Here is a 23,759-nt window from a genome sequence, read left to right as displayed (position 1 = left end):
CTATTTGGTTTTAAGTTTATTAAGCTCATCATCCTGCTGTGCCACGAGCGCATTGAGCGTTTGACTACCGTCGCCGGCTTGAGTCGAGAGCTCGGCTAGTTGCGATGCAGCATCTGAGATTAGGGTTAGATTACGGTTAATCTCCTCGGTTACTGAGCTTTGCTCTTCAGCTGCTGTCGCAATGTGGGTGATCTGTTGCGTAATTTCATCTACTTTAACAACTACTTCATGCAGCGCATCAAATGCAACAGACGTTTCGTCTACCGCAGTTTGAGCACGCACAACCCCTTGCTCAATGACTTTTGACGCATTGCCGACCTCTAGCTGTAAGCTGTCGATTAAACCACTAATATCGTCAGTTGACGCGCGTGTTTTTGATGCAAGTGCACGCACTTCATCCGCAACAACAGCAAAGCCTCGACCTTGCTCACCCGCTCTCGCAGCCTCAATTGCGGCATTGAGCGCTAATAAGTTGGTTTGCTCTGCAATGGTTCTGATCACATCGAGTATTTGTGTAATGTCATTACTTCGCGCAGCCACTTTTTCAACGGCTTGGTTCGCTTGTTTAATCTCACTCGACATCGTTTTAACTTGAGTTACCGCCGACGATAAGCTCGACTCACTGTTTACAACAAGGCTATTAATTTCGTCTGCTTGCAGTGCCGATTGCTCAGAAGCTCGTGCCACTTCAAGGGCAGTCGCACTCATTTCGTTCATGGCTGTAACCACGCTTTCAATCTCTTGGAACTGTGATTGAACATTGTGTTTTGTATCTACCGACACATGCGTCGCTAATTCAGCTTGTTGTTTTGTCTGCGCAGAAACATTTTTCAGTTCACAGATAAGATCTCTTAACTTAGCTAAGAAAGCATTAAACCCTGTTGCCAACGCAATCAACTCTTCATGGGTATCAACATGCAATGTTTGTGTTAAATCGCCCTCTGAACTTGCCAAATTATCAACCCGTTGCTGTATTTGCTGAAGAGGAGCAACGATCGTACGGATCACCAGCAACATGATCACAAAAGCAGCGCCTGCGATAATAATTCCGGTGACTAAAATCAATCCTCCAAGCGTATTAGCATTTTCGCTCATGCTGTCAGCTAATGCTTGCGGCCCTTCAAGAGCAAGTTCAGTCGGCACTTCGATTAATAAATTCCACTGCTTTTTAGCAAGCTTAATAGTGATGGGGTAGTTAACTAAATACTCGTCCTCGACCTTAAAAATTCCGTTTTGTTTTTTTAATCTGTTGTAGTTATCAAGCATATTTTTAGGCACGACTTCTTTAAGTGGTCGGCCTAATTTATCTTTGTGATGACTGCTCCCTACAACCAAATCAAGCGAGCTTAATAAGGTTACGCGCGCTTTTCCGTTATACAGCTCTTTTGACAGTTTTTCTGTCATTGTTTGGAACACAGGTAACGTTAAATCAACCCCTGCAACACCAATGAACTCACTGTTTCTAATAATAGGCACCGTAAGTGAGGTCATCATTTCTGAATAACCTGGCGAAATTTCGTATAGGTACGGCTCCATAATGCACGGGACTTTCGTGTCTTTTGCACAAAGGTACCATTCGGCTTCTCGTTGACCGAATTCACTCAGTTTATCTACATATTTTTCTTCTTCGTCTTCAACCACTTGCTGCTCAATAGCACCATCACGATTACGCGTAAAATAAATTTCTAGGGTACCTGCCCCTGCAACTGAATGATCATAACCACTTATAAAATTCGCATCACGGCCATCAAAACCATTGCGTTCGAATTGGGTATAGATAGATGAAAGAAGTGTATTTTTTTCTAATAATGCGCGGTTTAATTCAACCACAGCATCACGCGTAATGGCATTTGCAGCTTGTTCATCACCGAGGATAGCTGCAAATGAATAAGGCACACGGTAAGCTTCATTTATAAAGCCAGCGACTTGTTCGCCATATGCTGCCGCATTGGAAGAAAGTTTATCTTCAACCTCGGCAACAATTAATTTTTCAGACTGCCCAGCAAGTTGCTCATTACTTTGTGAAAGCTGCCACCAGAGCACACTAGAAAGTACAAACACTGTAATAAAAATGCTTCCTACGGTAAGCCATAAAAGCTTTTTTGCTAATGCTAACTGCCGCATTGAATATTCCCGTTTTTATTGTTTATTTGATAATAGTTTAGACTATCTTGCTAAACTAACAGCAACAAACATAAAAAAAAGTATGAGTTTTTACTTTTTATTCAACGACCAGGTCGTAACAGATGCCATTGCTAATAAAACCACACTCACCCATAAACACGCAACCAGCCCGAACACCTGAAACACCCAGCCAGAGAGCACCGTTCCCACTAGTCGTCCTAACGCATTTGCCATGTAATAAAAGCCCACGTCGAGCGACACGCCATCGTTGTCAGCGAAACTAACAATTAAGTAGCTGTGCAACGATGAATTGACCGCAAAAATGAAGCCAAAAATCAATAAACCAATCAATAAGCTTAGTTGCATAAACACGTTTAATGTCAGTGCCTTAGCCAACAAACAGGTGAATAGTGTTAATGCCGTTACCCACATTGCAGCTTGGCGTGTTGGCAAAAAACCTACTTTTTTATGGCCTGTGATACGCGGTGCCTGAGTTTGCACTAAACCGTAGCCAATTACCCAGCACGCTAAAAAGCCACTCACCCACCAGTGTTGCCAACCAAACTGCGTTGCCAAATACACAGGCAGTGCCACTACAAACCACACATCTCGCGAAGCAAATAAGCACATTCGGGCAAAGCTAAGTAAATTAATTGCCCGCGATTTTGAGAATAATGTTTTGAATTTTGGCTTATTCTTAGCTTTTCCGATATCAGCATTAAGCGTAAGCAGGCTTAAAATCCAAACCACTCCTAGCATCACTAACATGGCAAAAATAGCGCCTGTGAAACCAAATAATGTGAGTAACACGCCGCCTAAAAAGAAGCCGAGTCCTTTCAACGCATTTTTAGAGCCAGTTAGAATAGCAACCCATTTATACAGGGTTGACTCTCCCTCATGGCCTTTAGGTACCAAATACTTAATCGCACTTTTAGCACTCATTTTATTCAAGTCTTTAGCAATACCACTCAGCGCTTGTGCAGTCATGACAAACCCGACCGTTAACCAGTGACTGGGCGCACACAACATGGCGAGCGCAACAAGTTGCAACAATAATCCCAAATTCATGGTTTTATTGAGCCCCAAACGTGCCCCGAGCCAGCCACCGACTAAGTTGGTAATTACACCAAATACTTCATAAAACAAAAACAGCATGGCAATTGCTAATGCTTCATACCCTAGCTGATGAAAATACAGCACCACCAGCATTCTGAGCGCCCCATCGGTGAGGGTAAACGCCCAGTAGTTACCGGTTATTATTAGGTATTGTTTTAATTCGTTTGGCAAAGCTGCCAATTGTTCACGCATCAAAATACCTTAAGACAATGCCACTTTACGAACCAGCTCAGCAGTGCGATTTGCATAACCCCACTCGTTGTCGTACCAAACGTAAAGCTTTAATTGGGTATCGTTAACAACCATTGTTGAGAGCGCATCGATAATGCCACTGCGAGGATCGGTTTTATAATCAATAGACACTAATGGCTTTTCTTCGTAACCTAAAATGCCTTTTAACTCACCATCGGCGGCTTCTTTAAACCACGCATTGACTTGTTTTTCAGTCACGCTTTCTTTTAATTCAAACACACAGTCGGTGATTGATGCATTGGTCAGTGGCACTCGCACTGCATGACCATTTAATTTTCCTTTTAATTCAGGGAAAATATGGGTGATTGCAGTAGCGCTGCCTGTTGTGGTGGGGATCAAACTTGTGCCGCAAGAACGCGCACGACGCAAGTCCTTATGAGGCGCATCAATAATGGTTTGCGTGTTGGTTATGTCATGAATGGTGGTCATTGAGCCGTGCTTAATACCAACCTTTTCCTGTAGTACTTTTACAACAGGCGCTAAACAGTTAGTAGTACACGACGCCGCTGTAACAAGTTGATGCTGTTGTGGATTATAAAGATGATCGTTCACCCCCATCACAATATTTAACACGCCGTCTTCTTTAACTGGCGCAGTGACAACAACCCGCTTTACACCTTGCGCTAAGTATTCATCGAGTAAGGCTTTGGTTTTCATTTTACCGCTGGCTTCAATCACGATATCGCAGTTTGACCAGTCAGTTTCTGCGATGGTTTTGTTGTTAGACACAGCAATTGTATGATGAGCAACACGAATGGTATCGTGCTCCACCGTGACAGGCGTCTGTAATCGGCCGTGCACCGAATCAAACTCAAATAAATGAGCATGGGTAATTGCATCACCGGCAGGGTCGTTAATTTGAACGCATTCAAGTTCAGGCCAATTCAGTGCTGCTCTAAGTGTTAAGCGTCCCATGCGGCCAAAACCATTAATACCTATTTTAATTGTCATTGTGCTGTCCTCTTTAACAACAGTGCGCTTGACGTTCGGGGCGATTCCCCATCGTTTCAAGTCGGGTTAAGTCAGTGTCGATTAGCTGAAAATTTGAGTCTAACGTCGCTTTTAGAATTTGCTGCGTCCAGTTAGGTAAATCTGAGTTTAGTTGGTAGTAAACCCACTGGCTCTGTTTTCTATCTGATAATAGCCCTGACTTTCGAAGTAGTGCCAAATGGCGAGAAATCTTCGGTTGGCTCAATGCCAAAGCCGCCACTAATTCACACACACACAATTCTTGCTGATGCATGATCAGCAATAACGTTTTTAAGCGTGTTTCATCTGCTAAGCATTTAAAAAAAGCCGTAGGTTCTAAGTTATTCATAGCATCACCTTCGTTAGATAACGCTACTATATATGGAAAAACGAATATAAAAAACTCATATATGAAAAAACATATATTAAAGTTTTATGACACCCCGTGCTGTGTTTGCCATTGTGTTGGTGATACCCCAAACCAGGCCTTAAAACGACGACTAAAAATAGACAATTCTGCATAACCTAACCGCAAGGCTAAATCGGTCATACTTACATTACCGTGTTGAAGTAGTCGAACGGCTTCTGACTTTCTAACATCATCAAGCAGTTGTCGATAAGTCGTTTCATGCATAGTTAAAATACGCTGTAACTTTTTAGGGTGAACACCCATACTTAATGCTGTGTTTTCTTTACTACAGTCCCCTGTTGCCAATAGCATTTTCATGGCGCTTTCAATATGCAGCATTTCATCTGGGAGCTTATTTATACGCTGCATCTCAAGCTGATCTGCAATGAGGGTATCGAGAATGGCATCATTGAGTTTTGGTTTATACGTTAAAAACGCACTCGAAAAATAAATAGCATCAGTATCAGCATTAAATTCAACCTCACAGCCAAGCACCTTGGCAAACAAGGCCGTGTGTTCACTCACTGGCGACTGCCGAAGGCATACTTTATCGGCACGCCACTTGGGACCCACCAGCTCTTTCATTACTTTGTTGACTAAACACACGGCCAGTTGCGCTTTTTGAACAAATTCCTGCTTTTCATCAGACAAACGGACAAATCGTACTTCGCAGCTATTTTGCCCATATAAAGCAAGGTTAAGCACAATGCCCTCTGCATGTAGATAAATATATTTTTGGGCTACGTTTAACGCATCAAGAATCGTTGGCTGGCGCGACATATACGCCCCAATAAGGCCCACGGTGCTCATACTTTGTTGACTCCCTAATTTTAAGCCAAAGCATGGTTCGTCGCAGGCTGCTGCAGCGAGTTCTAAAAGCTGTAAATAGTGGCTATAAACAACAAAGCTGTCGGGGTCACGTAATTGTGCAGGTAAAATGCCCGCGTGTTCCAATAGCGTATTCGGGTTTACCCCGTAACGCCTGACTAAACCTTCAAAGCCCGCCAAGCTTGATGAGCGTATTAAACTTTCCACAAAAAATACCATATGTCCCAAAGAGTCATTTTAGTGTCCTAAAAAGTCAAATTAACTGCAAGTATTTTATTTAAGCTATCAGTTACCTTTGCTATTAGAGCACCGACATGAACATTGCAAAACATCCAGTCATTATCGACGACATTCTGCACACCACACTTGCAAAGCAACGCGCTTTTGCAAAAGCCCAAGGGATAGAAAGCTATGAACAACGTCGTGAGCACTTACTTGCTTTAAAAGCCTTAATTACCAATAACCAAGAACGTATTATTAAGGCTATTAATCTCGACTATGGTAATCGTTCACGCCACGAAACGCTGCTTGCAGAGATCATCAATGCCTGTGCCGATATTAACAGTACACTCAAGCAACTAAAAAAGTGGATGAAAGTACAAAAACGTCATGTAGATCATCGCATGTACTTTGGAGCTAAAAACCGAGTGATACCACAGCCACTAGGGGTGGTTGGGTTAATCATTCCCTGGAACTTCCCAATAAATTTGGCATTTAGTCAGTTGGCAGCAGCCTTTGCCGCGGGTAATAAAGCCATGGTTAAAATGTCAGAGAATTCCCGTCATTTAAGTGCCCTACTCGCTGAGCTTGTTGGTCATTATTTCAAACCTGAAAAATTAGCCTTTTTTTGTGAAACAGGTGAAGTAGGGATTGCCTTTTCAAAGTTGCCATTTGATCACTTAATGTTTACCGGTTCCGGCGAAACGGGTAAAAAAGTAATGGCAGCGGCGGCAAAGAACTTGACCCCAGTTACCTTAGAGTTAGGTGGTAAGTCGCCTGCTGTCATTGCAAAGGATTACCCAATGCAAAAGGCTGTAGAACGAATAATGTATGTTAAACAGCTTAATGCAGGGCAAATTTGCACTAATGTTGATTATGTATTCGTGCACCAATCGCAATGTGAGCACTTTATAGAAACAGCGACCCATTGGGCAAAAAAACACCTACCCGATATTCACAGTGAAGACTACACAGCCATTATTGATGACCGCGCATTTAAGCGTTTAGTTGATTGCGTTGCTGACGCTCAGCAACTCGGTGCCAAAGTAATCACACTGGGTAAACAAGCTGCCGATGCAAAAACACGAAAGTTCCCGCTCACGATCATTATGCATAGTAATGACAATATGCACATTGATACTCGCGAAACTTTCGGCCCTATTTTAATGCTCAAAACTTACCACTCTCCCCAACAGGTGGTTGATTACGTCAGCGAACGAGATAGACCGTTGGCCTTTTACCCGTTTAGCTACGACAAGTCATTAATCAACTACTATATTGATAGCATTATGTCTGGTGGTGTTAGCGTCAACGACGCGTTATTTCATGTTGGGCAACATGACTTACCTTTTGGCGGAGTCGGTGCCAGTGGTATGGGGCATTATCATGGCTACGAAGGGTTTTTAACGTTCTCAAAATTACGCCCGGTGTTTTATCAAGCCAGATTTACTAGCATTAAGTTTTTAGCACCTCCGTACAGTAAATTTGCTGACCGGCTATTAGCCTTTTTAACCCGAATAAACTCATAACAATAAACCCCAACAGGTGACAACAATGCAGCAAGATAATTTTGATTTTGACCAAATAGTTATTGGTTCAGGCTTTGGTGGCTCCGTGAGTGCCTTGCGTTTAAGTGAAAAAGGCAATCGGGTTTTAGTACTCGAAAAAGGCCTACGCCGAGATGATAAAGCATTCCCAAAAACCAATTTAGATATTAAAAACTACATGTGGCAACCCGAAATTGGTTTAAAAGGCTGTATTCAATTTTCGTTTACCAATAAAGTCACTGTGTTACACGGTGTGGGTGTCGGGGGAGGTTCGCAAATTTATGCTAATGTGCATTTAATACCGGATGACGAAGTATTTCAATCTCCCGCATGGACACGCATAAAGCCAGACTGGAAAGAAAGCTTAATGCCCTATTATGGGCTTGCTCAGCGTATGCTCGGCAGTGCCAAAAACACCTACACCAATGTCGCCGATGACACACTCAAACATGTGGCAGAAGAAATGGGCCAAGGCAGCTCATTTAAAACCGTCAATACGGGAGTGCTATTTGCCAAGCCCGGTGAAGCGTACAATAAAGAAGTACCCGATCCTTACTTTAATGGCGATGGCCCACGTCGTCACACCTGCAACTACTGTGGCAGTTGTATGATTGGCTGTCGTAACAATGCCAAAAATACGCTAATGAAAAACTACCTCTTTTTTGCACAGCGAAACGGGGTTGAAATTAGACCTAGCTCCGAAGTCATTAAAATCACGCCTCTTAATGACGATGGCAGTGCAGGCTATAAAATTAAAATAAAAGATACGAGCCATAAAAACAGCCATATCTACACCCTAAAAACCCGCGGAGTAGTGCTAAGTGCAGGCGTAATGGGCACAGTACCGTTGCTATTGAAAATGCGCGACCAAGATAAAACACTTCCCCATATTTCGCGATGGCTTGGGCAACAAATTCGCACTAACTCAGAAACGCTCACAACCGCAAACAATACAACTAAAAAAGTGGATGACGGCGTTGCAATCAGTTCATTTATTTCTGTAGATAAAGACACCAATATTGAGATTTGTCGTTTTCGAGAAGGCTCAGATGGTACCTGGCTCTATTTGCCTTACGTGCCAATGGTGACAGGCACAGGAGTTAAACGTATTGCAAAATTTTTACTAAACACAGTACGCCATCCAATTAAAACCGCCAAAGTACTCAGACCGAAGGGAAAAGCTCGCAGCTCTATTTTGTTCTTAGTGATGCAAAAATCAGAAGCTTTTATCCACCTTGAGTGGCGTCGAAAATGGTATCGATTATTTAAAAAGGGTATCACCGCAGTACAAAAAGCCGAAGATACCCCACTGACAGTCTCATTTCCAAAAGCAGAAGAAGCCACCAAACGCTATGCGGAGAAATTGGGCGGCGTACCCGGCTCAGCATTAACCGAAGTGTTATTTGGAGCCCCCATGACGGCACATATCATGAGCGGCGTAGCTATGGGTGCCGATGCGCAAACAGGCGTGGTCGACACCTCTGGTGAAGTTTTCGGTTACAAAAACCTACGCGTTATCGACGGTTCAATTATTCCGGGTAACTTAGGCGTTAACCCTTCTTTAACCATTACTGCCCTCTCTGAGTTTGCGATGAGCCAAATACCTGTTTTTGATGAGCAACGCGCAAAAACAATCAAGCCCATTTCGTTTAGCGAACCTTTAGCCGGTCAAACATCATCACTCACAGGCTCGGGGGATTTATTGGCACAAATAAAAAATGTATAAAAAGAACAACACCAAGGACACAAAAATGATAACAAAATAAATAAATCTCAGCCTATTAGCGTGTGTAATGTGTACTCATTACACACAAGCAGAAAGTGACCTAACGAGTAAACCTGCAAGTAAATTCACCGTTCAAAAAAACCAACAGTTGTTACAAACACTCCCTTTTAATGATAAAACTGACTTTGCACTTGCCAGTAAAGGACTCATTGCTAAACCCCAAAATAAGCACATATTAAATGCAAATGGTGAAGTTATTTGGGACTTCAATCAATTTGATTTTTTAAAAGAACACGACTTTATCCCCTCCATAAACCCAAGCCTTCATCGCCAGGCTTTACTTAATCTAAATTACGGGCTTTTTAAAGTTTCTGAGCATATATATCAGGTAAGAGGCTTTGATTTAGCGAATGTCACTTATGTCAAAGGCGATACCGGATAGATTATATTTGATCCCCTTACCGTTCCTGAAACAGCCAAAGCAGCACACGATTTAATAACAAAGCACCTAGGTGATAGACCCATTAAAGCCATTGTTTACAGCCATGCACATGCCGATCACTTTGGCGGGGTAAAAGGCATTATTAGTCAACAACAAGTCGATAATAACGACGTTCAGGTAATTGCCCCCGCGCACTTTATGGAACACGTTGTAAAAGAGTCTGTTTTGGCTGGCAACGCAATGCAGCGTCGCGCTGGGTATCAATATGGAAGTATTATTGGTAAAAATGAACTATCTACAGTTGATAGTGCGCTAGGTAAAGGGATTGCGTTTGGCTATGTTAGCTTAATCGCGCCTACCCGTATTATTGAACAGCCTCAAGAAACCATTGTTGTCGACGGCATTGAAATGGTAATGAAAAACACACCGCACACCGAATCGCCTTCAGAAATGAATACTTGGTTTCCTCAATTTAAAACTTTATGGATGGCCGAAAACACGGTCGCAGGTATGCACAACATTTATACAATTCGTGGGGCAGAAACGAGGGATGAATCACAATGGAGCAAAAAAATAAACCAAACTTTACAACAGTTTGCTCAGCAAGCCGACATACTAATTGCTTCACACCATTGGCCTCGATGGGGTAATAAGAATATTGTTCATTACCTTGAAAAACAACGTGATATGTACGGATACATGCATGATCAGGCTCTCAATTTAGCCAATCAAGGGGTTACGATAAACGAAATCCATACCCAATTTACAGTACCGGAAAGTTTATCGAACGAATGGTTTAACCGCGGCTATCATGGCTCTGTTAGCCACAACGTAAGAGGCATTATTAATAAGTATCTTGGCTTTTTTGATATGAACCCTGCCACACTTAATAAACTCAGCCCTGCCGATTCTGCAAAACGATACGTAAAACTCGCAGGCGGTAGCAAGGCAATGCTAAACGAGGCACAAACGGCATTTAATAATGGTGAATATAGATGGGTAGCAGAACTGCTAAATCACTTAGTTTATGCGGAACCTGAGAATCAAGCAGCCATTGCATTACAAGCTGACACATTAGAGCAATTAGGCTACCAAGCTGAAAATGCAGGTTGGAGAAATGCATACTTATCTGCAGCTTATGAGCTTAGAAATGGCATGCCAAGCAGTGTAAATAAAACAGAAATTGGGCCAGACATCATCAAAGCAATGAGTACTGAACTCGTCTTTGACTATTTAGGTGTGAGATTAAATGCCGAAAAAGCGGCTCAACATCAGTTTATTATCAATATTCAGCTGCCCGATACCCAAGAACAGTTCGTTATTGAGTTAAACAACGCCCACTTAAACAACTTAGCAAACACACAAAGTGAGCATGCTGATTTAACGCTAACGCTTAATCGTGCAGATTTAGATTTACTTTTAATGAAACAGGTCGACTTTAAGCGCTTACTTGAAAGCAATAAAGCCAGTTTCAAAGGTGATATCCAAAAATTTGCCTTATTAATTAGCTTAATTGACAACTTTGACTATTGGTTTGAAATAGTAAAGCCTTAACGAAGGAGGTGGGCTATTTAAGCCCACCTATCAGCATACTAAATCACTGATAATTCAACAGCAATATTGCCGCGCGTTGCATTTGAGTAAGGGCACACTTCGTGTGCTTTATTGACTAATGTTTGCGCAGTTTCTTTGTCTAAATCGCCCACTGACACCGCCAATTTAACAGCAATACCAAACCCGCCCTCGATTGGACCAATTGATACTTCAGAGTTGATATGTGTATCACTCGGTAGTTTAACTTTAGCTTGGCCTGCCACTAATTTTAGTGCACCAATAAAGCATGCAGCATAGCCCGCTGCGAATAATTGCTCTGGGTTTGTGCCTTGACCGTCATCACCACCTAACCCTTTAGGTGTTGATAATGCGACATCTAAACGACCGTCATCTGATTTTGCAGTACCTTCACGGCCACCTGTTGCTGTGGCTTTTGCAGTATAGGCAACGCTTTGTAGTTCTTTCATGATTACTCTCCTTTGTGAGTGAATATATTTTGCATGCAAAATATATTAGAACAGCTTTTTGAATATTGCAAATATTTTGTATGCAAATTAAAATACACTCACTGATCATAAGGAATCCACTATGAAGTACCCGCAATTAAAACTCGATAACCAACTTTGCCATCGCTTATATATGGCATCGAATAGCATTGCTCGCGCGTACCGTGATTCACTCAACCAGTTAAATTTGACCTACCCACAGTACGTCGTGATGATGGCATTATGGGAAAAAGACAAGATCAGCATAGCTGAATTACTCGAAAAAACAGCCATTGATGGCGGTGCTATGACGCAAATTTTAAAAAAGATGAGCGAAAAGTCGTTATTGAGTATTTACCAAGACAGCCAAGATAAACGTAAACGCCTAGTCCAACTCGAAGCCAAGGGTAAGGCCTTACAAGATGACGCTGCCAGTATTCCTGAACAAATTCGTTGTCGCTTTCCTAGCATCAATGAGCAACAGGCTTTGCAACTTATTCAGCTTCTCGATTTGGTAAATAGCGATCTTGATTAACAAAAATTATTTGAAAGTGAATTTCGATTACACCGCTTTTTAATAGATTTAAATGCGTTATAGTGGGTAAAACCCACTAAAACGGACACGATTATGAAAGCATTTGGTTATAGCAAAGCCACCCCAACGCTTGGTGAACATTCCTTACAAGCAATTGAATTACCAGATCCGGTTGCAACGGGCAGCGATATTTTAGTTGCTGTTGAGGCTATTTCAGTCAACCCTGTTGACACTAAAATCCGCGCAAACGTTTCTCCCCAAAGCGGCTATAAAGTCATTGGCTGGGATGCAGTAGGCACAGTAAAAGCCGTTGGTGAAAACGTGTCATTATTTAACGTTGGCGACCGAGTCTATTATGCTGGCGATTTAACTCGCCAAGGCAGTAATGCGCAGTTGCAACTAGTTGACGAACGCATTGTTGGTAAAGCACCCGCAAGCTTAACCAATGCAGAAGCCGCCGCCCTCCCTCTAACCAGTATTACAGCATGGGAATTGTTATTTGACCGTCTGCAAATTACGCAATCAAAAGACAGCAAACCCGCCTCAGTATTGGTAATTGGCGCAGCGGGTGGGGTTGGCTCAATTTTAGTGCAACTGGCTAAACAGCTAACAAACTTAACGGTTGTTGGCACAGCGGCACGTCAGCAAAGTGTACAATGGCTAACCGACTTAGGCGTAGATTATGTGCTAGATCACAGCCAAGATCTCAATCAACAACGTATTGATGCAGAACTTGATGAATTTGATTATGTAATCAGTTTAACGCATACCGATAAGCACCTTGATAGTATTGTCGAGGTAATTAAACCACAGGGTAAATTAGCACTGATTGATGACCCCGCAAGCTTCGATATTTTAAAGCTTAAGCGCAAAAGTATTTCGCTTCATTGGGAGTTTATGTATACCCGCTCAATGTTTCAAACCGACGATATGATTGCTCAACACCAACTACTAACAACACTTTCAGAGCTTGTTGATAAAGGCATCATTAAAACCACCTTGGGTGAGCATTTAGGAAAAATAAATGTCGAGAACATACTCAAAGCCCATGCTATTTTAGAATCGCATCAAGCACGCGGTAAGTTAGTGCTTGAAGGATTTTAGCGTTACCAGCTTTCGTTAACATAGCCATTAATTAGCGCTAACGAGTTAGCGCTAATTATGTTCTTCTCATTTTTTATTTTGTCGATATTCATAACGCACTGCCATAATAAAACCCACCGCATCATAAAAGTGCAGTTTTTAAGACTTGCTTCACTATTTTAGTGCTTAGAGATTGCTACAAATATTCCCACAAAAGATAAGTCACTGATTTTAAATAATTTAAAATAAAAATAAAGAGTGGCACAGTTCTTCCAATAGTGAAAAAGGAACTTGCACCTAAAAGGAGACGAACGTGACTAACTTTTATCACACTCTTTACTTACTTTGGCGTTTAGATATTAGCACATGGCATGTGCATGAACCGAACGATCCTCATACCACTGCAGATAGGGAGCGTCGCTATGTTAAATAACGATCCTGAATTTATAGAAGCACTGCAAAAGGTATCTGTTCATCATCTTACAATTACCGAAGCCGCTGAACAGTATGACATTCCCAAAAGAACGCTTTATAACGCTGTAAGGCAACAGCACGCAAAATTAAATAAGCAAAAAGCTTATTTAATTGCGACACAAAAACGGCTTAAACAACACCTTCGTAATGTTGAAATGGAGTTGGCTCGCTTCGTTTAAAAAAAAGTCTGTATGGTTTAAAAACACGCATTTAACAAATTGGAATGAGTATGCACGCAGTAGAAGTAAACTTTGATGGCTTAGTGGGGCCAACACACAATTACGCGGGATTATCGTATGGCAATGTTGCCTCATTAAGTCATGCCTCATCACATTCAAACCCTAGAGAAGCCGTATTGCAAGGGTTAGAAAAAATGAAGGCAATGCATGAGCTCGGCTTAGAACAAGGTATTTTTGCACCCCATGCTCGTCCTGATATCAACGTATTAAAACGTTTGGGATTTACTGGCAGCGACAGGCAAATTATTGAAAAAGCATTTAAAGCCGATCCCATTTTATTGCGAGCCTGTTACAGTGCGTCTGCTATGTGGACTGCAAACGCAGCAACCGTGTCTCCCTCTGCTGATACGCTTGATGGCAAAGTGCATTTTACAGCTGCAAACTTAAACAACAAATTTCACCGCTCATTAGAACCGACAACGACAACAGCGTTGTTGAAAGCCATGTTTAACAACGACCACTATTTTAGCCATCACTGTCACTTGCCTGACCAAGGTTTTTTCGGTGATGAAGGTGCTGCCAATCATAATCGTTTATGCGATAGCCATGCAGATACGGGGTTAGAGGTATTTGTATTTGGTGCGAGTAGCTTTAATAATGCACTCCCCAAACCAAGTAAATTTCCTGCACGGCAAACACTCGAGGCATCACAGGCTGTTGCTCGTTTACACCAATTAAAACCCCACAGCCAGCTATTTATTCAACAAAACCCTGTTGTGATTGACCAAGGTGTGTTTCATAACGATGTTATTGCAGTCGCAAATGGCAATGTTTTACTGTGCCATGAGCAAGCTTTTTTAAACCAAGCGCATGCCTTAGATGAAATAAAAAAAGCCTATACCGGTGAAAAAACCCTGCATATTATTGAAGTACCGACCCAAAAAGTAAGTATTACCGATGCTGTAAGCAGCTACTTATTTAATAGCCAACTTATTACACTTGCCGATGGCAGCATGCTGTTAGTCGCTCCACAAGAATGCCAACGTAACTTAGCTGTGCATCAATATATTCAAGAATTAATTTTGTCGGATAACCCGATACAACATGTCCGTTTTTTTGATTTACGGCAGAGCATGCAAAATGGCGGAGGCCCTGCGTGCTTACGCTTGCGTGTTGCATTAAACGCCAACGAGCTTAACGCGGTAAACCCTGCCGTGCGCTTTAGTCACGACAAATATGACCAACTAGTCAATTGGGCTAACACACATTATCGCGATTCATTAACGAGCAATGACTTTGCTGATCCTCAGCTTTTAACTGAGAGCTATCAGGCACTTGATGAGCTTACCTCATTACTTAATTTAGGCTCTGTTTATCCATTTCAACAACAATAACGTCATGAAAATTAAAGCAGTACATTCAATAAAAGGGGTCGCCAGTTCGTTAAATACCCTGCTCATTAATAGTGTAGAAAGTGGTGCATCCATCGGGTTTATTGCACCGTTATCATTACACGCAGCTCATGACTATTGGCAGGGCGTTAATACTGACTTAGCCACGCCATATCGACGCCTTTATTTAGCTATGGAGGATGAGCAAGTGATTGGCTCTGTTCAATTATCTTTGTGTTCAAAAGCAAACGGAATGCACCGAGGTGAAGTAGAAAAACTGATGGTGCACACCGACTATCAAGGCCAAGGCATTGCAAAACAATTAATGAACACCCTAGAAACCGATGCTAACGCAATGGGGATTAGTTTATTAGTACTTGATACCCGTATGGGGGATATCGCATCCACTCTATATCGTAAGCTTAACTACATTGAAGCGGGCTCAATCCCAGGTTTTGCAAAAAGTTCCGCGGGTACGTTTGATGCAACAGTGTATTTCTATAAGCAAATCGGCTCTCGTTGATGGGGCCGAATTCAATCGCTAATGACATAATTTTTCATTGTTATCCTGGGTGAGAACATTCACTTTTTTTCAATAATAGTAAAAAATACGCACACTATGAGTTTAGCGAAAGCAGAAAAGCCATTATAAGTTGTTAAATTAATATACTGTATATGTAAGATAGCTGCATATTTCATCCTGCTTTTTTGATAAACGCAACGAGTTAATAACAATTCAAGTTCTATTAAGTTTTTGTTACTTATACTTCCTAGCATACACATAACACACTAAAGGAATGAATCATGAACTTTAAGTCAACAATGCTTAGCAGCGCTATCTTACTTGCTCTCGTTGGTTGTGGCTCAGACAACGACAAAAATGACAACATAGCCCAGCCGCAAATGGCTAAATTCACTCTTGGTGTATCTGATGCGCCAGTAACAGGCTTAAAAGCTGTCAATGTCGTATTTGATTCAATCACACTGAGAACGCAAGGCGGTGAAGAATTCACTTTTGAAACGCGTGAAGACGATGATGAAACAAAACCTGAAATGGTCAACTTACTTGACTACACAGGCGACGATGTTTTCGCTCTTTTAGAAGATGAAGAAGTGCCTGCAGGCGAGTATCAGTGGATCCGTGCTGATGTTATCAATGGTGATACAAACGACTTAACAATGACATCACATGTTGTGTATGAAGATGACAGCATTGAACCATTAATCGTTAAACGTAAAGGCAACGACGGTGTGGGTGAAATTCAACTTGATGGCTTCACACTTAATCAAGCTGGTAACGAATTTGTTATTGAATTTGACCTTAAAAAATCATTAGTTGACCCGCAAAATAGTTCTGAAATTGTGCTTAAGCCTCGTGGTGTTCGTTTAGAGAACTTGGCTGAATCGCAAGATATTGAAGGCACAGTAAGCGACGTATTAATTGCTAACTGCGAAACCGATAATATTGCTATTGCTGCTGAAGATGGCTCGTTTGGCCACGCGGTTTACCTATACAGCAGTGACGTAGAAACGCCAATGGACAACTACGAAGTAAATGAGAACGAAACACCGGCTGATGCACCACTCGCAACGGCTAATGTGGTTTTTGATAGTGAAGATAATCAATACGAGTTCGAACTTGCATTCATTCAACCTGGTGATTACCAACTTGCTTACACATGCGCTGCACACATTGATGATGCAGAGGCAGAAGACCAAGCATTTACGCTTCATCAAATTAAACCTGTTACCGTTACATCGGGTGAAGACCTAACAGTGTCATTCACATTACCTGAGTAATAAAGGTTAATACCCCACTTAAAAGCCCGCTTTGCGCGGGCTTTTCTATTCTTTATCATATGAAACAGCCAAAGACTAAACCAGCATAGTCTTTCCCTTGTTGCTGTGCTGGTTTTCTCGTTGTGGCTATTTGAATATGTTAATATTATAAGCCTAACCAAAACAGTCTGGGCTATGTTATGACATCGCGTATTTTAAAATCGATTTTCTATTCCTCTCTTATGTTAGGCTCAGCCCTGTTTCTACAAGGCTGCCAAGACCAACCACAATCCGACCATGTAGCAGTAAGTGGCGGCCTTATTCAAGGACAACAGCAAGGGCGAGTTATTGCCTATAAAGGCATTCCCTATGCAGCGCCCCCTGTGGGAAACTTACGCTGGCGAGCCCCTCAACCGGTTACTAAATGGCAAGGTGTCAAGGTATTGGAAAATTATGCCCCCGATTGCATGCAAAAACCATTTGCTGGCGATGCTGCACCATTAGCAACCACGCCATCAGAAGACTGTTTGTATTTGAATGTGTTTAAACCCGCCAAACACAGTGATAGCCTTTACCCTGTTGTAGTTTGGATCCATGGTGGCGGCTTTGTAAACGGTGGGGCTTCACCAGCAGTATACTCTGGCGAAAGCTTTGCAAAACAAGGTGTTATTTTTGTCAGCTTTAATTATCGTTTAGGTCGATTCGGCTTTTTTGCGCACCCTGCCCTCACACGATTTGAAAATGATGCACTGGGTAACTACGCATTAATGGACCAAATTGCAGCGCTTGAATGGGTGAAAAAAAATATCGCTCAATTTGGTGGCGATGCATCAAAGGTGACATTAATGGGTGAATCTGCAGGTGGTGCATCAGTGCATGCGATGATGCAAACGCCGGCTGCTAATAATTTATTTCAGCAAGCAGTTATTATGTCTGCTGGTGGCCGAGACCTATTTAAACAACGGCCTTTACACAGTAATGACGACACGGTGTTAAGCGCAGAACAAATCGGTGAAAACTTTGCTAAGCAGCATACAATTTTAGGCAGCGATGAAAACGCGCTGGCTGCACTTCGTGAGTTACCTGCCGAAGATATTATCGATGACCTCAACTTAAGCACGCTACACCAACAAAATACCGACGTACCAAACTATGTTGGAGGCCCCATTATTGATGGCACCATTATTAGTGCATCAACCGAAACGCGTTTAAGAAAAGGGACATTTAGCCACATACCAGCCATGGTTGGCACTACAGACAGGGATTTAGGGTTTGCAGGATTTGCTTCAAAAGACGCTTTATTCGACAGCTTTGCTGGGCACAGCACACAAGCAAGAATGACATACGACGCCAATGGCGACACTCCACTGCCCATGCTTAATTATCAGATTGGTCAAGATGCACAAATGCAAGAACCTGCTCGATTTGTTGCTAAACGCATTTCAGATATGGGCAAGCAGGCTTATTTGTACCGCTTTGGCTATGTGGCGCAAACTTTAGATAAACCAGGCGCTGAGCATGCCAGCGAGATTCCGTATTTCTTTAATACGGTGCAAGCAAAATACGGTCATGTTACCACCGAACAAGACAAGCAAGCGGCTAAAATTATGCACCGTTATGTTACTAACTTTATTAAATTAGGCACGCCAAATGGCCCGGGACTCCCGAAGTGGTCTGCGTTTAAACATGATGAGCCATTTTTACTGCAAATGAATAAAACAGGTACCGCAGAGTTTTTACCTGACCCATTACAAGCTCGGTTAAACATCACCGAAGCAAAAGCAGAACAACAATAATCAATAGACGAGGCGCGTAATATAAGCGCCTCGTTAGCTTTTAACCTTGCTGCTGTACGTACTCAAGTGCCGTCATTTTTTTGTAGGTCACATTAGGATGAAACACATGCGTGGGTTCTGGGTCTACCACTTCGATAGGCGTTCCCTGACTTCGTGCAATATTAAGTGCCATTTGCGTAATATTGACACTAAACGAGGTGCCTATAAATACAATTTTATTAGCATCGAGCATACGTTGCTGCGCCTCAGAAATACGATAAAGTTCGGTGTAATACTCATCGAATAACAACACATACGGCTTAAACGATTGATTAACAATAGGACTTTCATTACTAATGTTGAACACCTCAAGTAATGAATGGTGTAAGTTATCTTCGTTTACTTTATCCCATGGAGCGTTGAAGGCCATCACTTCATCACCTTGATTGTGAAAGACCGTCATTTGATCTAAACGACCGTGAATCGCAATGTAATCGGTGTTACCCGCCTTTCCATCAAGGCCATCAATGTTTTGTGTTATAAGGTTTTTATCGCTCAACCAATGATGAACTTCGTTCGGACCATGATGTCGGTACGTTGCAAAGCGATGGTAATACCACGCTAAAAATTCGCGTGGGTTGTTTTGATACATCGCACGTGTTGCCATTTCCATCGGCGTGTAGTTTTTGCTGCCAATGGTCCAAAATCCATCTTCGCCACGAAAAGTTGGGATCCCGCTTGCGGCACTCACCCCTGCGCCTGTGATATAGAGTGTATTCATAATGATAACTGTACCTTGTAGCCAAGCGCATCGGGTGTTACTTGCTGGTTATTGTTCATGCCCCCAATGCGATACAAACTGCCTTGATGTTCTAATAATCCGCGGTGATCCATACTGGCGGTATTTGCCTTTGGCATCGCGTGCCAATCATTGCTGTCGACATCAAAACGCCACACATGATCGCTTGCAGGGGCTGGTTTACCATCGTAACCCATGCCATTGTAATTATAGGGATTCGCTGAACCACCCATCATATATATATCGCCATTAAAGCTGGTTGCTGCCATGCGATAATGTGCCACGCCAGTGGGATGAGGAATCGTTCGCCAATCAATTTTTAAGGGGTTATTAGCATCAATGGTTCCTTTTAGGCACTGTGGAACCGCAGCAAACGAGCGACGTTTATCAGCATTCGCTTTGGTTTCTACGCCATCACAAACCAACATAGTATTGCCGCTAATGGCAGCCGCTTGACCAAACACCGGTTTCCCTAAAAATGGTGAAGCCTGTTGCCATGTATCCGTTTTAATATCGTAAACTTGCACTAAGTTTACGTTACCATCGTTATGCCAACCACTGACTAAATAAATATAACGTTGTTTATATGCCAAAGCGACACTGTCATCTACCGGCACTGGCATGCTGGTAAGTGGGGTGTATGAATTAGTAATCACATCATAACGATACACATCTGGGGTCGATACCTCTTGATGATCATGGCTTACTGTATAGCCACCAAACACATAAGCGTGTTCACCAACTCCTACCGCGGTACTTGCTAAACGACCCGTTAAAGGTTGAGTGCTCGGTACCTCTTTAGCTGCGTGCCAAGAATCATCACCAACTTTGAGTACCCATACTTTATTGTGAATATCATGATGTGCTTTACCCTTACCTAGTCCCATAAAACTTAAAAAGTAAGCTTGTTCATGAATAACTACTTTAGCAACCGCATTATTGGCTACCGGTTCTGGTAAGGCTGGAATTGTTGCAAGTGCAATAGAAAATAGCAGGCTCATAAGATGAATAAACGACTAAAAACAGACGTTAAGAATACCATTTTATGAGCCCGAGGAAAGGCCTAGTAAGCAATACTAATACGTTGATTTAAATGTGCTGCAGATTGCGCTTCATCAAGCATGGCTTTAGCATAATCGGTTACTGATATTTTGCTTTCGCCGTTTGAGTCAGTAAAGAAGCTGTCGCCTCCTACACGATAAGGGCCCTCTGAATCACCAGGATAAATTACCGCAGCAGGGGATACAAAGGTCCAAGCTGTATCTGCGGCTGATGCTCTAAACACCTCAAGCGCTTCACCTTGTGCACGTGCTTCATCTTTATATTCAGCAGGAAAATCAGGGCTAGAAATCAACGTGACACCCGGTGCAACCTCTAAACTACCGGCGCCCCCTACCCATAAAATACGTATGCCAGTGCCAGCCAATGCTCTCAGTAATTGTTGAGCACTGTTAGCCACAATCTCATGATTACCAAGAGCACGACCACCAATAGCCACAATTACTGCATCGCTGCCTGCTGCGGCGTTTGCTATATCGTCTTTTGTTAAATCAAATTCAGTTACCGTGACATTATCTTGGGTTACTTTACCTGCGTCTCTTACTAACACATTAACTTGGTGACCGCGTGTTAATGCTTCTGAAGTAATGTGGCTACCAATCCAACCTGATGCGCCTAATACTGCTAATTTCATGAGGAATACTCCGTTGTTTGTTTCATTAACAGCAGTTTACTTGTTCACCATTTACTGATAAATACACTACATAGATACACATTGTTTCATATTAAGATACCAATGGATAAACTCAATTCAATTACAAGCTTTGTCGAAGTGGCGCGAACAGGGAGTTTTACACAGGCCGCTGAACACTTAGGTTTAAGCCGACTACAAGTATCAAGACATATTCAAGATATTGAAAAGTGGCTTAATTTAAGATTGTTTCATCGAACAACGCGCAAAGTCAGTTTAACTATTCAAGGCGAAGAAGCGCTAAGCTATTGTCAGCAAATATTAAATCAAGTGTCTGACTTACAAAGCCGTGCTCACAGTCATAACAATGAATTAGTCGGTACAATTCGACTCGCATCTCCCATTGGTCTTGGGCAACATAAACTGTTTGAGGCCATTGAAGCATTTACCAAGCGCCATCCACAAACTCGGTTTGAGTTATTACTGTCCGATAGTCTATCGCAGCTTGTTGATGACCGCGTAGATATTGCCCTGCGCTATATCCACCAGCCTGATGAAGGGTTAATTGCTCGCAAGCTTATGTATATAGCAACAGCGGTATGCACATCGAAGGCGTATTTAGCACAGCACAATACAATAAACGACCCCAATGACTTAGCCACGCATAATTGCCTTGTCCATAAAAAACACAACGTGTGGCAGTTTCAACGTAACGGTAATACACAAAAGGTCACCGTTAAGGGCAACATAGTCGCCAATGATATGGGCGTATTACTCAAAGCAGCTAAACAAGGAATGGGGATTGCTCACTTACCCTGCGATTTAGCGAATGATCATTTGTTATCCGGTGAGCTTATAAAAGTGCTGCCAGAGTATACAACCGTCGGTTCACATATATGGGCAGTGTATTTATCGCGAAATTTTCAACAAAATGTAGTGCGAGCCTTTATCGACTTTTTAGCAGAGCAGTGGCATCACGATATTTTGTAATCTAAATGCGCTGCAGGCACGTACAACTAGCAAAAAGGAGTCGTAATGCAGCACTTAGACCACGAAATATCACGCATCATTGAAATGGCGTGGGAAGACAGAACCCCGTTCGAAGCAATAAAGCAACAATTTGGCTTAAATGAAAAAAGCGTGATCGCTTTAATGCGCCAGCAGCTAACAAACTCAAGCTTTAGACTCTGGCGAAAACGCGCAACAGGCAGGCAAACCAAACATTTAAAACTTCGCCACCCCGATATCTCAAGGGGTTACTGTAAGACCCAGTATAAGCACAGGTAAACCTGTAGACATATCGGTTTAGTACGAAGGCGATTCGTTGTTAAAAAACGCCAAACAGACTTAGCTATGATGCCTCTGTTGTTAGCCGTACATATTTTTCAGCAAGCTCATCGAGTGACTCGCGGTGATTTGGATCAGGCTTAATACAATCAATAGGACACACACTAACACAGGTCGGGTTATCATAATGCCCGACACACTCAGTGCATTTATTGGGATCAATTTGATAAATCTTTGCGCCCATGTAAATAGCTTCGTTCGGACATTCTGGATCACACATATCACAGTTAATACATTTGTTATTGATGAGTAATGCCATGACAAACCTTACAGGAAGATAAAGAAGTTACGCTTTTAAAACCTTCACCGAAAATTTCAAAACATAACAAAAATTGCAGCCGCGTAATATAGTTTGCAATGAGCAAACATTCTTTGATCTAGATCAAGCTCTACACCCGCATCACGCTCTAATCATTCAAGATTGAATGATTAACTTTAGTCAGGAGCCATCAACCGAACATAAATTGCGTAAAGAGATTAGTGAGCTGTTTTATAACATTTAGAATTGGCTTATCCCTACCAGCGTTGTTAGCAAAATCCACATAAAAAACAAATTTTTCGCAGAAATGTGGCTATGAGGAAGGGTTCTAAATTGGGCTTAACCGAGTAATGTCGGGAGATATAAATTTAGGAGTCCTATATGAATAGCAAAGTTGGTATTTTTTGGTTCGTTGAAAACACATTAGTCTATAAAGCTCAAAATGCTATCGACTTAAAGGCAGATCAACTTGGTTTTATCGATAGCCCACTGCAACACCAAGTCGAATGGGAGGAGAATAATATTTACCAATTGTTTGGGTTAACACTATTCAACAGTGACTACTACAACTTTCCCAGAGGCCGAGTTATTTTTAATACAAAGCTCAATACATCGTATGTCTATTTAGACAAAAAATTGTTTAAAAAGTATATAGTTAAAAAGATAAAAGCTAATTTTTATTTGTTGGATAGAAAGGTCAAATTCTTTACAGATCCTCATTACCATTGCTTTGGTAGTATTTAGTAAAATATAGCCCTAATTGAAGAGTAGTAAAAG

At 42.0% G+C, this 23,759-nt stretch carries 24 protein-coding genes; 14 read left to right on the top strand and 10 right to left on the bottom strand.

Annotated elements, in window-relative coordinates; translation table 11 throughout:
• The 5 genes from BWD47_RS00975 to BWD47_RS00955 all read right to left on the bottom strand — a co-directional run bounded on the left by BWD47_RS00975 (nt 1) and on the right by BWD47_RS00955 (nt 5,905).
• Nucleotides 1–2,124: a methyl-accepting chemotaxis protein gene (locus BWD47_RS00975; protein WP_075593198.1), complete on the bottom strand. Its 2,124-nt coding sequence runs from the start codon at nt 2,122–2,124 to the stop codon at nt 1–3.
• Between the two features lie 90 nt (nt 2,125–2,214).
• Nucleotides 2,215–3,432: an organoarsenical effux MFS transporter ArsJ gene (gene arsJ / locus BWD47_RS00970; RefSeq protein WP_074988706.1), complete on the bottom strand. Its 1,218-nt coding sequence runs from the start codon at nt 3,430–3,432 to the stop codon at nt 2,215–2,217.
• A 9-nt stretch (nt 3,433–3,441) separates the two neighbouring features.
• Entirely contained in the window at nt 3,442–4,443 is a 1,002-nt protein-coding gene (locus BWD47_RS00965; protein ID WP_065978938.1) for an ArsJ-associated glyceraldehyde-3-phosphate dehydrogenase, read from the bottom strand.
• Between the two features lie 13 nt (nt 4,444–4,456).
• A complete protein-coding gene (locus tag BWD47_RS00960; RefSeq protein WP_036972337.1) occupies nt 4,457–4,810 on the bottom strand; it encodes a metalloregulator ArsR/SmtB family transcription factor in 354 nt (117 codons plus the stop codon).
• Between the two features lie 84 nt (nt 4,811–4,894).
• On the bottom strand, nt 4,895–5,905 hold the full coding sequence (locus BWD47_RS00955; RefSeq protein ID WP_036972338.1) for an AraC family transcriptional regulator: 1,011 nt from the start codon (nt 5,903–5,905) through the stop codon (nt 4,895–4,897).
• A gap of 107 nt (nt 5,906–6,012) precedes the next feature.
• Here BWD47_RS00955 and BWD47_RS00950 point away from each other — a divergent pair, with 107 nt between their 5' ends.
• From BWD47_RS00950 to BWD47_RS00940, 4 genes are all read left to right on the top strand, one after another.
• Entirely contained in the window at nt 6,013–7,446 is a 1,434-nt protein-coding gene (locus tag BWD47_RS00950) for a coniferyl aldehyde dehydrogenase (RefSeq protein ID WP_083422871.1), read from the top strand.
• A 25-nt stretch (nt 7,447–7,471) separates the two neighbouring features.
• Nucleotides 7,472–9,190: a GMC family oxidoreductase gene (locus BWD47_RS00945; protein ID WP_065978936.1), complete on the top strand. Its 1,719-nt coding sequence runs from the start codon at nt 7,472–7,474 to the stop codon at nt 9,188–9,190.
• A 67-nt stretch (nt 9,191–9,257) separates the two neighbouring features.
• The gene (locus BWD47_RS20180) at nt 9,258–9,632 is read left to right on the top strand and encodes a hypothetical protein (protein ID WP_218158189.1); all 375 of its coding nucleotides are present in this window, start codon (nt 9,258–9,260) and stop codon (nt 9,630–9,632) included.
• Complete coding sequence (locus BWD47_RS00940) at nt 9,633–11,186, top strand: alkyl/aryl-sulfatase (RefSeq protein WP_305954737.1); 1,554 nt, start codon at nt 9,633–9,635, stop codon at nt 11,184–11,186. It abuts the gene before it with no gap.
• A 38-nt stretch (nt 11,187–11,224) separates the two neighbouring features.
• Here BWD47_RS00940 and BWD47_RS00935 read toward each other — a convergent pair whose 3' ends face one another.
• Nucleotides 11,225–11,653, bottom strand: a complete 429-nt coding sequence (locus BWD47_RS00935) for an organic hydroperoxide resistance protein (protein ID WP_036972342.1) — start codon at nt 11,651–11,653, stop codon at nt 11,225–11,227.
• Between the two features lie 121 nt (nt 11,654–11,774).
• On the opposite strand from BWD47_RS00935, the gene BWD47_RS00930 reads away from it, so the two are divergent.
• The 7 genes from BWD47_RS00930 (at nt 11,775) to BWD47_RS00900 (ending at nt 18,908) form a co-directional block, all read left to right on the top strand.
• On the top strand, nt 11,775–12,206 hold the full coding sequence (locus BWD47_RS00930) for a MarR family winged helix-turn-helix transcriptional regulator (protein ID WP_036972343.1): 432 nt from the start codon (nt 11,775–11,777) through the stop codon (nt 12,204–12,206).
• Between the two features lie 93 nt (nt 12,207–12,299).
• Nucleotides 12,300–13,310, top strand: coding sequence for a zinc-binding alcohol dehydrogenase family protein (locus BWD47_RS00925; protein ID WP_036972344.1), 1,011 nt, complete (start codon nt 12,300–12,302; stop codon nt 13,308–13,310).
• A 401-nt stretch (nt 13,311–13,711) separates the two neighbouring features.
• On the top strand, nt 13,712–13,942 hold the full coding sequence (locus BWD47_RS00920) for a helix-turn-helix domain-containing protein (RefSeq protein WP_036972346.1): 231 nt from the start codon (nt 13,712–13,714) through the stop codon (nt 13,940–13,942).
• 50 nt (nt 13,943–13,992) lie between these two features.
• Complete coding sequence (gene astB / locus BWD47_RS00915; protein ID WP_036972347.1) at nt 13,993–15,336, top strand: N-succinylarginine dihydrolase; 1,344 nt, start codon at nt 13,993–13,995, stop codon at nt 15,334–15,336.
• Between the two features lie 4 nt (nt 15,337–15,340).
• Nucleotides 15,341–15,856, top strand: coding sequence for a GNAT family N-acetyltransferase (locus tag BWD47_RS00910; protein WP_036972348.1), 516 nt, complete (start codon nt 15,341–15,343; stop codon nt 15,854–15,856).
• Nucleotides 15,857–16,137: 281 nt separating this feature from the next.
• On the top strand, nt 16,138–17,133 hold the full coding sequence (locus BWD47_RS00905; RefSeq protein ID WP_074988705.1) for a DUF4382 domain-containing protein: 996 nt from the start codon (nt 16,138–16,140) through the stop codon (nt 17,131–17,133).
• Between the two features lie 179 nt (nt 17,134–17,312).
• A complete protein-coding gene (locus tag BWD47_RS00900) occupies nt 17,313–18,908 on the top strand; it encodes a carboxylesterase/lipase family protein (RefSeq protein ID WP_083422861.1) in 1,596 nt (531 codons plus the stop codon).
• Nucleotides 18,909–18,948: 40 nt separating this feature from the next.
• Here BWD47_RS00900 and BWD47_RS00895 read toward each other — a convergent pair whose 3' ends face one another.
• The 3 genes from BWD47_RS00895 to BWD47_RS00885 form a co-directional block, all read right to left on the bottom strand.
• Entirely contained in the window at nt 18,949–19,668 is a 720-nt protein-coding gene (locus BWD47_RS00895; protein ID WP_074988568.1) for a Sir2 family NAD-dependent protein deacetylase, read from the bottom strand.
• The gene (locus BWD47_RS00890; protein WP_074988567.1) at nt 19,665–20,687 is read right to left on the bottom strand and encodes a kelch repeat-containing protein; all 1,023 of its coding nucleotides are present in this window, start codon (nt 20,685–20,687) and stop codon (nt 19,665–19,667) included. Before BWD47_RS00890 ends, BWD47_RS00895 begins: the two co-directional genes overlap by 4 nt.
• A gap of 62 nt (nt 20,688–20,749) precedes the next feature.
• Nucleotides 20,750–21,379 carry an NAD(P)-dependent oxidoreductase gene (locus BWD47_RS00885; protein ID WP_074988566.1) on the bottom strand — a complete coding sequence of 210 codons (630 nt, stop codon included), beginning with the start codon at nt 21,377–21,379 and terminating at the stop codon, nt 20,750–20,752.
• Nucleotides 21,380–21,481: 102 nt separating this feature from the next.
• Here BWD47_RS00885 and BWD47_RS00880 point away from each other — a divergent pair, with 102 nt between their 5' ends.
• Nucleotides 21,482–22,366, top strand: a complete 885-nt coding sequence (locus tag BWD47_RS00880) for a LysR family transcriptional regulator (RefSeq protein WP_074988565.1) — start codon at nt 21,482–21,484, stop codon at nt 22,364–22,366.
• A gap of 45 nt (nt 22,367–22,411) precedes the next feature.
• Nucleotides 22,412–22,663, top strand: a complete 252-nt coding sequence (locus tag BWD47_RS00875; protein WP_036972356.1) for a TIGR03643 family protein — start codon at nt 22,412–22,414, stop codon at nt 22,661–22,663.
• A 64-nt stretch (nt 22,664–22,727) separates the two neighbouring features.
• Here BWD47_RS00875 and BWD47_RS00870 read toward each other — a convergent pair whose 3' ends face one another.
• The gene (locus BWD47_RS00870; protein ID WP_074988564.1) at nt 22,728–22,982 is read right to left on the bottom strand and encodes a YfhL family 4Fe-4S dicluster ferredoxin; all 255 of its coding nucleotides are present in this window, start codon (nt 22,980–22,982) and stop codon (nt 22,728–22,730) included.
• Nucleotides 22,983–23,363: 381 nt separating this feature from the next.
• On the opposite strand from BWD47_RS00870, the gene BWD47_RS00865 reads away from it, so the two are divergent.
• Nucleotides 23,364–23,726 carry a hypothetical protein gene (locus BWD47_RS00865; protein ID WP_074988563.1) on the top strand — a complete coding sequence of 121 codons (363 nt, stop codon included), beginning with the start codon at nt 23,364–23,366 and terminating at the stop codon, nt 23,724–23,726.
• Nucleotides 23,727–23,759: the final 33 nt, after the last annotated feature.

The organism is Pseudoalteromonas sp. PAB 2.2 (assembly GCF_001938575.1).
In the GTDB taxonomy this organism is placed as follows: domain Bacteria; phylum Pseudomonadota; class Gammaproteobacteria; order Enterobacterales; family Alteromonadaceae; genus Pseudoalteromonas; species Pseudoalteromonas lipolytica.
The sequence above is the reverse complement of the archived record's forward strand: the minus strand, read 5'-3'. Positions and strand labels throughout refer to the sequence as shown.

Coding starts and splice junctions, on each gene's coding strand:
- BWD47_RS00920 (WP_036972346.1), top strand. CDS start 13,712: ATGTTAAATAACGATCCTGAATTTATAGAAGCACTGCAAAAGGTATCT.
- BWD47_RS00890 (WP_074988567.1), bottom strand. CDS start 20,687: ATGAGCCTGCTATTTTCTATTGCACTTGCAACAATTCCAGCCTTACCA.
- BWD47_RS00930 (WP_036972343.1), top strand. CDS start 11,775: ATGAAGTACCCGCAATTAAAACTCGATAACCAACTTTGCCATCGCTTA.
- BWD47_RS00900 (WP_083422861.1), top strand. CDS start 17,313: ATGACATCGCGTATTTTAAAATCGATTTTCTATTCCTCTCTTATGTTA.
- BWD47_RS00910 (WP_036972348.1), top strand. CDS start 15,341: ATGAAAATTAAAGCAGTACATTCAATAAAAGGGGTCGCCAGTTCGTTA.
- astB (WP_036972347.1), top strand. CDS start 13,993: ATGCACGCAGTAGAAGTAAACTTTGATGGCTTAGTGGGGCCAACACAC.
- BWD47_RS00965 (WP_065978938.1), bottom strand. CDS start 4,443: ATGACAATTAAAATAGGTATTAATGGTTTTGGCCGCATGGGACGCTTA.
- BWD47_RS00925 (WP_036972344.1), top strand. CDS start 12,300: ATGAAAGCATTTGGTTATAGCAAAGCCACCCCAACGCTTGGTGAACAT.
- BWD47_RS00895 (WP_074988568.1), bottom strand. CDS start 19,668: ATGAATACACTCTATATCACAGGCGCAGGGGTGAGTGCCGCAAGCGGG.
- BWD47_RS00960 (WP_036972337.1), bottom strand. CDS start 4,810: ATGAATAACTTAGAACCTACGGCTTTTTTTAAATGCTTAGCAGATGAA.
- BWD47_RS00865 (WP_074988563.1), top strand. CDS start 23,364: ATGAATAGCAAAGTTGGTATTTTTTGGTTCGTTGAAAACACATTAGTC.
- arsJ (WP_074988706.1), bottom strand. CDS start 3,432: ATGCGTGAACAATTGGCAGCTTTGCCAAACGAATTAAAACAATACCTA.
- BWD47_RS20180 (WP_218158189.1), top strand. CDS start 9,258: ATGTGTACTCATTACACACAAGCAGAAAGTGACCTAACGAGTAAACCT.
- BWD47_RS00875 (WP_036972356.1), top strand. CDS start 22,412: ATGCAGCACTTAGACCACGAAATATCACGCATCATTGAAATGGCGTGG.
- BWD47_RS00880 (WP_074988565.1), top strand. CDS start 21,482: ATGGATAAACTCAATTCAATTACAAGCTTTGTCGAAGTGGCGCGAACA.
- BWD47_RS00870 (WP_074988564.1), bottom strand. CDS start 22,982: ATGGCATTACTCATCAATAACAAATGTATTAACTGTGATATGTGTGAT.
- BWD47_RS00945 (WP_065978936.1), top strand. CDS start 7,472: ATGCAGCAAGATAATTTTGATTTTGACCAAATAGTTATTGGTTCAGGC.
- BWD47_RS00885 (WP_074988566.1), bottom strand. CDS start 21,379: ATGAAATTAGCAGTATTAGGCGCATCAGGTTGGATTGGTAGCCACATT.
- BWD47_RS00975 (WP_075593198.1), bottom strand. CDS start 2,124: ATGCGGCAGTTAGCATTAGCAAAAAAGCTTTTATGGCTTACCGTAGGA.
- BWD47_RS00905 (WP_074988705.1), top strand. CDS start 16,138: ATGAACTTTAAGTCAACAATGCTTAGCAGCGCTATCTTACTTGCTCTC.
- BWD47_RS00935 (WP_036972342.1), bottom strand. CDS start 11,653: ATGAAAGAACTACAAAGCGTTGCCTATACTGCAAAAGCCACAGCAACA.
- BWD47_RS00950 (WP_083422871.1), top strand. CDS start 6,013: ATGAACATTGCAAAACATCCAGTCATTATCGACGACATTCTGCACACC.